A 12,625-nucleotide genomic window follows, 5' to 3' on the forward strand; every position below is an offset into this window, starting at 1 on the left:
TCCGCCATGGTTGATACGCCCGACAGCCGCTCCAATCCACTCGCCCAGGGCCAGGGTATGACCCGCCGTCAGGCCTGGGGCCTGGTCGTGCTTGTGGCAGGGGCTGTCTTCATCTGGATGGTCTTCGCCCAGTGGCCCGACTGGCTGAACGCCATCCTGATTTCCAAAAAAGCGTTCCTGTCGGCAATCCTGAACGGGTTGACACTCGCCGGTCTCTATTTTCTGGTCGCCAGCGGATTCACGCTGGTGTTCGGGCTGATGCGCAACGTCAACCTCGCGCATGGATCGCTGTATCTGCTCGGCGCCTATATCGGCTACGAATTTGCCGAATGGACCGGCTACTGGCTCATTGGCGTCGCTGCGGGTTTTCTGGTCCTGGCCGTCGTCGGGCTGGTCATGCAGATCCTCGTTTTCCGGCGCCTCGAAGGGCAAGACCTGCGCCAGACTCTGGTTACCATCGGCATTTCGGTGGTCGCGGCCGACCTGATGCTCGCTTACTGGGGCGGTACCACCTACCAGATTCTGACACCGCACTGGCTGAGCGGCGCGATCAAGCTGCCGGTGGTCACGGCGGTGCGGTCCAACGGTACCGAAGTCTTCCTTGTCTATCCGTTCTACCGGCTGATCGTCCTGCTTTCGGCCATCGTGATCGGCATCGGCCTGTGGCTTTTGATCAACCGCACGCGGATCGGATCGATGATCCGCGCCGGGGTCGATGACCGGGACATGCTGGCGGCCTCCGGCGTCAACGTGCATTTCGTCTTTGCCATCGTGTTCGCGCTCGGGGCCGGGCTTGCGGGTCTTGCCGGCGTCGTCGGAGGATCGGCGCTTTCCGTGGCTCCGGGAGAAGACATCCGCTACCTGCTGGCCTCCCTCGTCGTGGTTATCGTCGGCGGCATGGGATCGATCGTGGGGGCGGCCATCGGCGCCCTGATCATCGGTCTCGCCGAGCAGATCGGGCTCGTCTATTTCCCGACCTATGGCGTGGTGCTGACCTTCGTCATCATGGTGATCACGCTGGCGATCCGGCCGCAGGGCCTCATGGGGAGGTCGCTATGACGGATCTCTCTCTCAATCCGGCGGTCAGCCGCACCGCGTCCCGAAGCTGGATCGAGAAGATCGGCATCGGCCACGTCCTGCTGGCCTTCTTCCTTCTGATCTATCCGGTGATGGCGAGCGACTTCTTCCTGACCCAGATCGGCGGCTATTCGCTGGTCTTAGGGATGATCGCCCTGTCGCTGATGCTGCTGGCCGGATACGGGGGCATGGTGTCGCTCGCCCAGATCACGGTCGCGGGGGCTGCCGGCTACGTGGTCGCGATCTTTGGCGAGAACAATTCCGGCATCTATGGTTTCGGCTGGCCCTGGTGGATCTACGGGCCGCTCGCCATCATGATCGCATCGCTGCTGTCGGCGCTGATCGGCTGGATCGCGGTCCGCACGGAGGGCATCTACACCATCATGATCACGCTGGCCGTGGCGACCGCGTGTTTCTATTTCGCCCAGCAGAACTACGCGCTGTTCAACGGCTTTCCCGGCTACAACGGATTGAGGGCACCGGAGGTCTTCGGCGTCTACTGGCGCGATGCGGTGCCGTTCTACTATCTGTGTCTGGCAAATGCCGTCGTGGCCTATGTCGCCGTCCTTTACGGCGCGCGCTCGACCTTCGGGCTGACGCTGCAGGCGATCCGCGACAACCCGCGCCGCATGCGCGCCATCGGCTTCAACGTGACCGCCCACAAGGTCTTCGCCTGGTGGTTGGCAGGCCTGATCGCCGGTGCCGCTGGCATCCTGCTCGTCTGGTTCAACGGACGGATCTCGCCGGGAACGATTGCGGTTGGGCCGTCGATCAACATCCTGGTCATTGCCATCATCGGCGGGCTGCGCCACCCGGTCGGGCCGTTCATCGGCGCCGTCGTCGTCACCCTGATGCAGACGTTTGCTATCGATATCATCGGCGCGGAGCGGTTCAACACGCTCATCGGTCTCGTGTTTCTTCTGATTGTCTTCATTTCGCCGGATGGAATTCTCGGCCTGTGGGAGCGGTTCAAGCCGCAAGCGGGCCGGGACGATTGGCGGTCGTTCAAAAAGGCCGCAAACAAAGCTGAAAAGAAAGGGAGGAATGCATGAATATCAACAGACGCACAATGCTGGCCCTCGCGCTGGCGACAGGTCTGACTGCGCCGACGCTTTCCGTGGCTCAGGCAGACAGCATCAAGATCGGGGTGCTCGCCACGTTCGAAGGTGCCTTCACCGTTCTCGGTGAGGACAGCGAGCGCGGGGCCCTGACCGCCGTCGACGAATTCGGCGGCAAGGTCGCCGGAAAGGACATCGAGATCATCAAGGGGTCGTCGGACGCTTCCCCGGACAGCGCCGTGCGTGCTGCCCGCAAGCTCGTCGAGCAGGACGGTGTGAAGGTTCTCATCGGTCCGCTTTCGGGCGACGAGGGCATCGCCGTCAAGGACTACGCAAAGACCCAGCCCGACGTGACCTTCCTCAATGGCAGCTCCGCCGCACAGGACACGACGCTTCGCGATCCGGCGGAAAACTTCTTCCGCTTCTCGACGGACGGTGCGCAATGGATGGCGGGCCTCGGCAACTATGCCTTCAATGAGAAAGGCTATCAGAAAGTCGCGACCGTGGCGGAAGACTATTCCTTCCCCTACACGCAGGTCTTCGGCTTCATGGCGGAGTTCTGCAAGGCCGGCGGCACGGTGCCGTCGAAGTCCTGGGTGCCGATCGGCAACAAGGACTATTCCTCGGTCATTGCCGCCATTCCGGATGACGTCGATGCGATCTATGTCGCCCTCGGCGGCGCAGATGCCGTCAACTTCCTGTCCCAGTACAACGATGCCGGCGGTCAGGCTCCGCTCATCGGCGGGTCGATCACCGTCGACCAGACCGTGCTGACGGCCAAGGGACGGATGCGCGACGTGCTGATCGGCACGCCGGCTGCCGGCCCGACCGCCGACACCAACGACGCTCAGGCCTGGAAGGACTTCTCGGCGGCTTACAAGAAGCAGGATGGCGCGTTCCCGTCTCCGTCGCTCTTCGCCCATGCCTATTACATCAACATGAAGGCGGCGCTCCTGGCTCTTCAGGAAGTCAACGGCGATCTCTCCGACGGTGGCAAGAAGTTCCGCGAGGCTCTTTCCAAGCTCGAGTTCGAAACTCCGACGGGCAAGGTGTCGCTGGACGAGAACCGCAACGCGATTGCCGACATGTTCCTCACGGAAGTGTCGGAAGCCGATGACGGAACGCTCGTCAACAAGCTCATCAAGGTAACACCGCAGGTCAACCAGACCCTCGGCATTCCGAAGGATGAGTTCCTGGCACTCGGCGCGGTCAGCCGCGAAAACCCGAGCTGCCCGTAAGCGAAACCAACCGGAGAGGGTCTGACCATGGCAACGAATGTCGCCGCATCACGTCTGCAGGGAACCGGCGCCAATGCGCTGGAACTGGATGACGTCGGCCGGCAGTTCGGCGCCCTGACGGCTCTCTCCGGCATATCGATGAGGATCGCGGCCGGGGAACGGCGCGCGGTCCTCGGATCGAACGGCGCGGGCAAGACCACGCTGTTCAACACGATCACGGGTGACTTCAACCCGACGAGCGGCACCATCCGCTTCTTTGGCGAGGACATCACCACGCTTGCCGCCCACGAGCGGATCCGGCGCGGATTGCGCCGCACCTACCAGATTTCGCAGCTCTTCACCAATCTCACCGTGCTGGAGTCGGTCTATCTCGCCTGCCGCGGCGTCTCGCGCCGCCGGTTCTCGCTGCTCCGGCCAAGCCCCTCCGACGGGGCAATGGCGCAGGCGGAATCGATCGTGCACGCCGTCCATCTCGATGACGACCGAAACGCCACGGTGGGCATGCTGTCCCACGGCCAGCAGCGGCAGCTCGAAATCGCACTCGCCCTTGCGGGTGCGCCACGCTTCATTCTTTTCGACGAGCCCGCGGCCGGCCTGTCGCCGACCGAACGCCGGGATCTGATCGAGATCCTCAACGCCCTGCCGAAGCATATCGGCTACATCATCATCGAACACGACCTCGACGTGGCGCTGCGCGTCTCCGAATACGTCTCCATGATGCACAACGGCCGGCTCTTCACGGAAGGCACGCCGGAGGAGATCGAGAACGATCCGACGGTCCAGGAAATCTATCTGGGAGGCGGGCATGGCTAGAACCTCCGAAAACAAGCCGCGCGCAGCGCTCCAGATAGACGATCTCCACGTCTATTACGGCGAGGCCCATGTGGTGCAGGGCGTGTCGCTCTCGCTCCAGACGGGGGTCATGAGCGTCGTCGGCCGCAATGGCATGGGCAAGACCACGCTTTGCAACACGATCACCGGGCTGAAGGATGCCCGCTCCGGCTCGATCCGGCTCCACGGCCGGGAAATCTCGCGCCTCGAGCCGCACCAGATCCACAACGCCGGTGTCGCCTATGTGCCTCAGGGCCGCCGGGTGTGGCCAAGCCTGAGCGTCGACGAACATCTGCGCCTTGCCGCGACCGGCGGCGACGAGGCCGCCTGGACGCTCGACCGCGTCTACCAGACCTTCCCGCGGCTTTACGAGCGCCGCGGCAACGGCGGGTCGCAACTGTCGGGCGGTGAACAGCAGATGCTGGCGATTTCGCGCGCTCTGCTTGCCAATCCGAAGTTGCTGGTCATGGACGAGCCGACCGAGGGGCTCGCCCCGGTGATCGTCGACCAGGTCGCCGAGATGATGCTGCAGCTCGGCCACGAAGGCGACATGGCGATCCTCGTCATCGAGCAGAACATCGGCGTCGCGACTTCGGTGTCCGACACGGTCGCGATCATGGTCAACGGCCAGATCAACCGGACGCTGGAGGCGAGCGTGCTCGCCGCCGACCGGGATCTCCAGCAACGCCTTCTGGGCGTCGGACGCCATGCCGAGGATGATATCGAGCCTGCCGAAGACACGAGGCCTGCCGGCGAAAGCGCAAGGGAACGGTTGGCCGACGTCTATGTGGTTGCGCGCGGAGAGGGGAACGGTGCCCCGTCTTCCTCCGGCGCCATCCAGACCGTTTCCCGGATGCCGAACCGCTGGAACCTGCCGGCCGCGAGCCTGCGCGACGAAATGGTCGACAGGCGTAATCCGACGGCGGACGAGGAAGGCAGGAAAGTCTTCCAGATCCCCTATTCGGAGCGGATCGGCAAGACCGCCTTTATCGCCGGTACATTCGACACGAAGGGCCAGGAACTGGGCTACCTGCGCGACTGCATCAAGAAGCTCGGAATCCCGGTTCGTACCATCGACCTGTCGACGTCACAGAAGCCCTCGCGCGCCGATGTCACGCCGCTCCAGGTTGCAGGATATCATCCGCGCGGAACCTCGGCGGTGTTCAGCGACGACCGGGGCGCGTCGGTGGCCGCCATGGCGGAGGCCTTTGCCCGCTACATGGCCGCCCAGCGTGGCGTCGGCGGACTGATATCGGCCGGCGGATCCGGCGGCACGTCGATTGCGACCGCCGGCATGCGGGCGCTCCCCATCGGCATTCCGAAGGTCATGGTCTCTACGGTCGCTTCCGGCGACACGCGCGCCTATGTCGGAGCGTCCGACATCAACATGTTCCATTCGGTGACCGATGTTCAGGGGCTCAACCTGATCTCCGAGCGGGTGCTTGCCAATGCGGCCCATGCGCTGGCCGGCATGGTCGCGCGCCTGCCAAGCGGCGAGGATATGGCGGCGTCCCGGGCCAGGGCGCGCCCGACTGTCGGCATCACCATGTTCGGCGTCACCACCACCTGCGTCCAGGCGGTGCAGAAAACCCTGGAACGGGATTACGACTGTCTCGTCTTCCACGCGACCGGCACCGGCGGCAAGGCGATGGAGACACTCGGCCATTCCGGCTTGCTGACAGGCTTTCTCGACATCACCACCACCGAGGTCGCCGACATGATCGTCGGCGGGGTGTTCCCCTGCGACCGCGAACGCTTCGGAGCGGCGATCGCCACCGGCCTGCCGTGGGTCGGATCCTGCGGCGCGCTCGACATGGTCAATTTCGGGCCGCGTGACACGGTGCCCGAAAAGTTCAACAGCCGGAAGTTCGTCATTCACAATCCGTCCGTCACCCTGATGCGGACGACGCCGGAAGAAAACCGCGCCTTCGGCGAGTGGATCGGCGAGCGGATCAACCAGATGGAAGGGCCGGTCCGCTTCCTCATTCCCGAGGGCGGGGTATCGATCCTGGACAAGCCGGGCGGGGCCTTCTTCGACCCGGTCGCCGACAAGGCGCTGTTCGATGCCATCGAGGCAACCGTGCGCCAAACCGCGCGGCGACAAATCATTCGCGTAAACGCCAACATCAACGATCCGGCATTCTCAGACGCGCTTGTCAGCGCGTTTGCGGCGGTCGCCGGTCCGACGAGGAGGTCCGCCTAGTGCCGAGATTTGAACGCAAGCAACTGGTCGAGAAATTCCAGCAGATGAAGCGCGACCGGGTGCCGATCGTCGGCGGCGGCGCGGGCACCGGCCTGTCCGCCAAGTGCGAAGAGGCCGGCGGCATCGACCTGATCGTCATCTACAATTCCGGCCGCTACCGCATGGCGGGCCGCGGGTCGCTCTCCGGCCTGCTCGCCTACGGCAATGCCAATGACATCGTGGTCGAAATGGCCCGTGAAATCCTGCCCGTCGTCACAAAGACGCCGGTGCTGGCGGGTGTGAACGGCACCGATCCGTTCTGCATGTTCGAGCCCTTCCTGAGACAGCTCAAGGACATGGGCTTTGCCGGTATCCAGAACTTCCCGACCGTCGGCCTGATCGACGGGACCTTCCGGGCCAATCTGGAAGAGACGGGCATGTCCTACGCCCAGGAAGTGGATGTCATCCGCATGGCCCGCGAGCTGGACCTGCTGACGACGCCTTACGTCTTCTCGCCGGACGACGCGGCGGAAATGGCAAAGGCGGGGGCCGACATCATCGTCTGCCATCTCGGGCTGACGACCGGCGGATCGATCGGGGCGGAGACGTCCCTCAAGCTGGAGCAATGCCCGGCGCTGGTCGACGCATGGTCGGAAGCAGCCCTGAAGGTCAACAGGGATGCAATCATCCTCGTGCACGGCGGACCGGTATCCTCGCCCGAGGACGCGGCCTATGTGCTCAACCGGACCACGAACTGTCACGGTTTCTATGGCGCCTCCTCGATGGAGCGGCTGCCGACGGAAATCGCACTGACCGAACAGACAAAGAAATTCAAGGCGGTGACGTTCTGAGACCGGACGGCCCGAACCATCGCATGAAGGGAGGAAACACATGTCAGGCGAAATGATTGGTCAGATGCTGATCTGGCTGGTGGTGGTCGTTATCGCAATCGTGGTGGCCGTCTACATACTCAGATGGCTCTACAGGCGCTCGACCAAGGAAGTGGCGTTCGTTCGTACCGGCTTCCTGGGCGAGAAAGTAGTCGTCAACGGCGGCGCCTTCGTCATTCCGGTGCTGCACGAAATCACGCCGGTGAACATGAACGTCATGCGCATCGAGGTGCCGCGCCGTGACGAACAGGCGCTGATCACCCGAAACCGTATGCGCGTCGACATCGTCGCGGAATTCTTCGTTCAGGTCGGTTCGTCGAAGGCGGCGGTCGCGGCCGCGGCGCAGACGCTCGGCAGCCGGACCATGCAGGAAGACGGGCTCATCACGCTGCTTGAGGGCAAGTTCGCCGCCGCCATGCGCACGGTTGCCGCCCGCATGACCCTGGAGGAAATGCACGAACAGCGCGGGGAATATGCGGAGGCGGTGCGGGAAGTGGCTTCCCAGGCGCTGTCCCGCAACGGCCTCGAGCTGGACGCAGTCGCCATCGCCGACCTGGACCAGACCGGCCTTGAATTTTTCGATCCGTCGAATGCATTCGACGCCGAAGGTCTGACCCAGATCACCGAGTCGATCGAAACCCGCCGCAAGATGCGCAACGAGATCGAGCAGCGGACACTTGTTGAGATCCGCACCCAGAACCTGGCCGCCCAGAAGCAGGTCTACGACATCGACCGGGACCAGGAATACGCCCGTCTCGAACAGGAGCGCGAACTTGAAATCCGCCGCGCCGCGCAGCGGGCCGAACTGGTGCGCGAACGCGCCCTGAAGGAACAGGAAAGCGAGCAGGCGCAGCTGGCCTCACGCGAGGCGGTCGAAAAGGCGCGCCTGGCCCAGGAGCGGTCGATCACCGACGAGCGCATCAAGTCGGAGGAAGAGACCCAGCGCAGGGAAATCGCGCGCCGCAGGGCAATCGACGAGGCTGAAATCAAGAGCCGCGAGCAGACCGAACGCGAGCAGATCAACCTGGAACTGGAACTCGAAAAGGTCCGGATCGCACGCGACCTGGAGCGCCGGGAACGGGAGATCGCAAGCGAAAAATCGATCGAGATCCATGCGCTCGAACGCCAGATCGCCATTGCGGAAAAGGCGGTCGAGGTTGCCAAGGCCGAAGCCGAGAAGCAGCGCAACGAGATCGTCCAGAACCAGATGACCGAAGCCGAACGCGTCGCTCAGGAGCGGGCCCTCGACGAGGTCCGGATCGAGCGGGAGCGCCGTCTCGACGGTCTGCAGATCGCCAAGCGTCAGGCCTTCGAGGAAGCCGAACTCGCCATGTCCGAGGAGGTGGAACGCGCACGCCTTGCCACTGAGCGGGCCGTGGCCGAAGCCCGCATCGTCAACGAGCGCGAAATCTCCACCGCACGGGTCAATCGCGACCGCGCCATCGAGATCGCCGAGATCGAGAAGGCGGTCGAACTGGCCCAGAAATCCCAGGAGCGGTCGTCCGCTCTTGCCGCCGCGGCGGCGGTCCGGGCCAAGGCCGTGCAGGCCGAGGAACAGGCGCTCACCGTGCGCGAGAAGGAAGTTGCCGAACGGCGCAGCCTGACAGAACGGATCGCCACCGAGCGCGAGGTCGCACGGGAGACGATGAAGGTGACCGGTCGTGCCGACGCCGAAATGAAGGCGGCCAAGAGCCTGGCCGAAGCACAGAAGATCGCGGCCCTTGCCAAGGCGGAAGCGGAGAAGATCGCAGCCCTTGCCGCCAGCGAGCGCTACAGGGTCGACGCCGACGGCCAGCGTGCGCTCAACGAAAGCGAGAACGCCCTGTCCGAAGATGCCCGCCAGGCTCGTATCCGCGAGAAACTGCTGGAGCGGCTCGAAGGCATCGTTCGCGAAAGCGTCCGTCCCATGGAGAAGATCGAGGGCATCAAGATCCTCCATGTCGACGGAATGGGCGGACACGACGGCAACCGCAAGAACGTCACCGACGAAGTGATCGATTCCGCCCTTCGCTACCGGGTTCAGGCTCCGATGATCGACAATCTGATGAAGGAAATCGGCATCGAGGGCGGATCCATGGGACGCATGACCGATGTTCTCCGAGACGCCAAGGACATGGCGTCGCTGGTGGACAAGGCCGAAGGCAAGGCGTCAGGCAAGTCGGGCAAGGGAAAGGACGCATCAAACGATGACGACGACCGTGACCGCGACCGCTAGGGCTACCACGGTTGAGTGCGGCGCGCGGAGTCTGACATGACCCGCGTCTACGTCTCCAGTGTCATCCCTGCGCCGGCGGCAAGCGTCTGGCGCCGCGTGCGGGATTTCAACGGCCTGCCGGAGTGGACACCCTTTGTGACTGAAAGCCGGATCGAGCAGGGTCTTCCGTCGGACAAGGTGGGCTGCATCCGCAACTTCACCCTGACGGATGGCGGAAAGATCCGCGAGCAGTTGCTGGCCCTGTCGGACTACGACATGAGCTGCACCTACGCGATCCTCGAAAGCCCTATGGGCGTCGAAGACTACATCGCCAAAATGTCGCTCACACCGGTGACCGACGGCAATGTCACCTTCGCCCAGTGGCAGGCGGATTTCGAATGTCCGCCGGAGCGGGAACAGGCGCTGATCGAGCAGATCGGCAAGGGCGTGTTCCAGACCGCCTTCAACGCGCTCAAGCAATCCTTCGGCGGACGATGAAAATGGCTGGGCCGGTGTCAGTCCGTCATCTTGCAGGGGATGGTCGTGGCACGCGTCTGTGAGAGTGCGATCGTCGACGTCCCGATCGAGGAGGTCTGGCGCTGGTTGAGGGATTTCAACAGCCATTGGGACTGGCATCCGGCGATTGCCGAAAGCGAGATCGAAAACGGCCTGCCCGCGGACAGTGTCGGAGCCGTGCGCGCCTTCACGCTGACGGATGGCGGTTTTCTGCGCGAACAGCTTCTGAGCCTCGATGACGATGCCCACGAACTCAGCTACTGCCTGATCGAATCCCCGTTGCCGCTCTACGACTATGTGGCGACCATCCGCCTCAAGCCGGTGACCGATACCGGCGCCACGTTCTGGCAGTGGGAAAGCGAGTTCAACCCGCCGGCGGGGCGCGCGCGGGAACTGACCGCCCTGGTCGCGAACGACATCTACCGTGCCGGCATGCGCGCGCTTGAACGGCGATTGCGGGAGGGACCGGAAGGCGGTGGAGAAGGGGTCCTGCGCGTCGCCCGGGCTCCGGAAAACCAGCGCCCCTATACGCCCGCTCATGATCGCGCCGAAACGCGGAGCGTGCAGACCACGGCAGAGCCGAATGTCCGCAGCACCGGAAGTCTGCGGGCGCGTGCGGTGGTGATGAAGCAATATGGCGGTCCGGAGGTCCTTTCCCTGCGCGAGATCGATGTGCCTCAACCAGGTTCCGGTGAGGTTCGCATCCGGCAGGCTCACATCGGGGTCAATTTCATCGATATCTACTGCCGCACCGGCTATTTCGACCTGGTGCCGCTGCCGGGCGTTCCGGGCATGGAAGCCGCCGGTGTCGTCGAAAGCGTCGGTCCGAGCGTTTCCCATCTCGCTGTGGGTGATCGCGTAGCCTATGCCTGCCCGCCGACCGGGGCCTATGCCTCCGTCCGGACGATGGACGCCGATCTTGTGGTGCGCATTCCGGACTGGCTCGATACCGCCCATGCGGCCGCCGGCCTGCTCAAGGGCGTGACCGCCGGCTTCCTGCTGCACGATGTTCATGCCGTCGCGCGCGGAGAGTGGGTCGTCGTCCACGCCGCGGCAGGCGGCGTCGGAACCCTGATCACCCAATGGGCGGCCGCCCTGGGCGCGCGGGTGATCGGTACGGTGTCGGATCATGAGAAAGCGAGGGTCGCCCAATCCAATGGCGCGGAAGAGGTGATCATCGGCCGTGGACAGGAGTTCATCGACCGGGTCCGGCAGTTGACGGATGGGCGTGGCGCGGATGTCATTTACGATGCCATCGGCCGCGACAGTTTCGATGCCTCGGTCGCGGCCCTTGCCATCCGTGGTCATCTCGTTTCTTTCGGCCAGGCCTCCGGCGACATCGGCTCCCGCGAAATCGGACCGATGGCGAGCAAGTCCCTGACCCTGTCGCGTCCCAATTACAGCCACTACATTGCCGACCGGGCGATGATGACCCTGCAGGCGGAGCGGCTTTTCGAAGCGCTCGGCCGGGGCTTCCTGACAATTCCTGAGCCGCAGATCGCACCGCTTGAAAATGTCGCCGAGGTCCACCGCGAACTCGAAGCGGGACGCACGACAGGAGCGATCGTACTCGAGGTTTGAAAGCCCTGAAATTCTCGAAGAATGAGTCTGGCGGGACTGATCGTCCGCATCGCCGTGCAATTGCGCGCCGCGCCCGATATCGGGTTTCTGAACCGGAGTGTCCCACCCAAATCCGGAACATATTGCCGTCCGGACAAGATCCTCAATCCCGCCACTCACACTGAGGGCGAGCAGCTGAAATTCTGCGATTTTCAGGAAGGGCGGGTGGCTCCCCAGGCCGGACTCGAACCAGCGACCCAGCGATTAACAGTCGCTTGCTCTACCAACTGAGCTACTGGGGATCACCACCGGGCAGCGAACTTGCGTCCGCCGCGTCAGTGGGGATGCGTATATCAAAGCCTTTGGGCATTTGCCAAGCCCTCTGTGAAGATATTTTTGCCGAAAACAGGGGGCAACCCCGCCCGGTGTGGAAAACTTTCGTCTTTACAAGGGGCTAACTATTAAGCCGGCTGTTCGCAGGCCGTCTGTAACCGGCACTTTTGATCGGTGGTCCAGGGGCACTCCCTGCGGGGCGAGGCATGGCGGTTTCTTTCCGGCGCGAGGCGCGCGTCTGCTCCTTGTTTGCCGGGGAATAAAAGGTTAAGGTCAAAACGTCACGGTTCCCCGAGATGGGCAAAGCCTATGGGGATCAAACGGGAATAGGGTGCGGGACGACTCAAGCAGAGGTCTCAAATCCCTAGCTGCCCCCGCAACTGTAAGCGGTGAGTTCCGTCGCCTTTGTGCCACTGGTCAGACGTCAGTCTTCCGGGAAGGCGCGGCGAGAACGAGGACCCGCAAGCCAGGAAACCGGCCGGACACGGACTGATGATACTCGAAAAGCCGTCGGGTGGACGGCAGGGAGAACGAACATGAAGACTTTTTCCAAGCCGGCTGCGACTGCTGCATCCGTACAGGCCGCCAATGTGGCTGACCGGGCCGCGGCCCTGCCGGTGATCCTGACCACGGCGCTTCTGGGTGCATTCGTGATTTTTGGTGTGGGGTTCGCCCATTCCGACACCCTGCACAATGCGGCTCATGACACGCGTCATGCGACAGGCTTTCCCTGCCACTGAGCAGGG

The 12,625-nt window shown here is 63.6% G+C and carries 10 protein-coding genes, 1 tRNA gene and 1 riboswitch; of the genes, 10 read left to right on the top strand and 1 reads right to left on the bottom strand.

The features are described 5' to 3' along the window. Positions 1-6 precede the first annotated feature (6 nt). The 9 genes from ACN0SO_RS17300 to ACN0SO_RS17340 are packed head-to-tail and all read left to right on the top strand — an operon-like array spanning position 7 to position 11,567. A complete protein-coding gene (locus tag ACN0SO_RS17300) occupies positions 7-1,059 on the top strand; it encodes a branched-chain amino acid ABC transporter permease (protein WP_417679976.1) in 1,053 nt (350 codons plus the stop codon). Further along, a complete protein-coding gene (locus ACN0SO_RS17305; protein ID WP_417679977.1) occupies positions 1,056-2,129 on the top strand; it encodes a branched-chain amino acid ABC transporter permease in 1,074 nt (357 codons plus the stop codon). The genes ACN0SO_RS17300 and ACN0SO_RS17305 overlap by 4 nt, the downstream gene beginning before the upstream one ends. After that, a complete protein-coding gene (locus ACN0SO_RS17310) occupies positions 2,126-3,373 on the top strand; it encodes an ABC transporter substrate-binding protein (RefSeq protein ID WP_417679978.1) in 1,248 nt (415 codons plus the stop codon). The genes ACN0SO_RS17305 and ACN0SO_RS17310 overlap by 4 nt, the downstream gene beginning before the upstream one ends. Positions 3,374-3,400: 27 nt before the next feature. Continuing rightward, positions 3,401-4,186, top strand: coding sequence for an ABC transporter ATP-binding protein (locus ACN0SO_RS17315; RefSeq protein ID WP_346896347.1), 786 nt, complete (start codon positions 3,401-3,403; stop codon positions 4,184-4,186). Then, positions 4,179-6,407 (top strand): ABC transporter permease, encoded by a 2,229-nt coding sequence (locus ACN0SO_RS17320; RefSeq protein WP_417679979.1) that lies wholly within the window; start codon positions 4,179-4,181, stop codon positions 6,405-6,407. The genes ACN0SO_RS17315 and ACN0SO_RS17320 overlap by 8 nt, the downstream gene beginning before the upstream one ends. Next, positions 6,407-7,237, top strand: a complete 831-nt coding sequence (locus ACN0SO_RS17325) for a phosphoenolpyruvate hydrolase family protein (RefSeq protein WP_417679980.1) — start codon at positions 6,407-6,409, stop codon at positions 7,235-7,237. The genes ACN0SO_RS17320 and ACN0SO_RS17325 overlap by 1 nt, the downstream gene beginning before the upstream one ends. Positions 7,238-7,277: 40 nt before the next feature. Then, positions 7,278-9,491 (top strand): flotillin domain-containing protein, encoded by a 2,214-nt coding sequence (locus ACN0SO_RS17330; RefSeq protein ID WP_417679981.1) that lies wholly within the window; start codon positions 7,278-7,280, stop codon positions 9,489-9,491. 36 nt (positions 9,492-9,527) lie between these two features. Then, positions 9,528-9,968 (top strand): SRPBCC family protein, encoded by a 441-nt coding sequence (locus ACN0SO_RS17335; RefSeq protein ID WP_417679982.1) that lies wholly within the window; start codon positions 9,528-9,530, stop codon positions 9,966-9,968. Between the two features lie 45 nt (positions 9,969-10,013). Continuing rightward, on the top strand, positions 10,014-11,567 hold the full coding sequence (locus ACN0SO_RS17340; protein ID WP_417679983.1) for an SRPBCC family protein: 1,554 nt from the start codon (positions 10,014-10,016) through the stop codon (positions 11,565-11,567). Positions 11,568-11,772: 205 nt separating this feature from the next. On the opposite strand, the gene ACN0SO_RS17345 is transcribed toward ACN0SO_RS17340, so the two are convergent. After that, a tRNA-Asn gene (locus ACN0SO_RS17345) sits at positions 11,773-11,848 on the bottom strand. 298 nt (positions 11,849-12,146) lie between these two features. Beyond that, a riboswitch (cobalamin riboswitch) is annotated at positions 12,147-12,377 on the top strand. Between the two features lie 38 nt (positions 12,378-12,415). On the opposite strand from ACN0SO_RS17345, the gene ACN0SO_RS17350 reads away from it, so the two are divergent. Further along, positions 12,416-12,619, top strand: coding sequence for a CbtB domain-containing protein (locus tag ACN0SO_RS17350; RefSeq protein ID WP_417679984.1), 204 nt, complete (start codon positions 12,416-12,418; stop codon positions 12,617-12,619). Positions 12,620-12,625 lie beyond the last annotated feature (6 nt).

It is taken from the genome of Roseibium sp., assembly GCF_048260565.1.
Lineage (GTDB): Bacteria > Pseudomonadota > Alphaproteobacteria > Rhizobiales > Stappiaceae > Roseibium.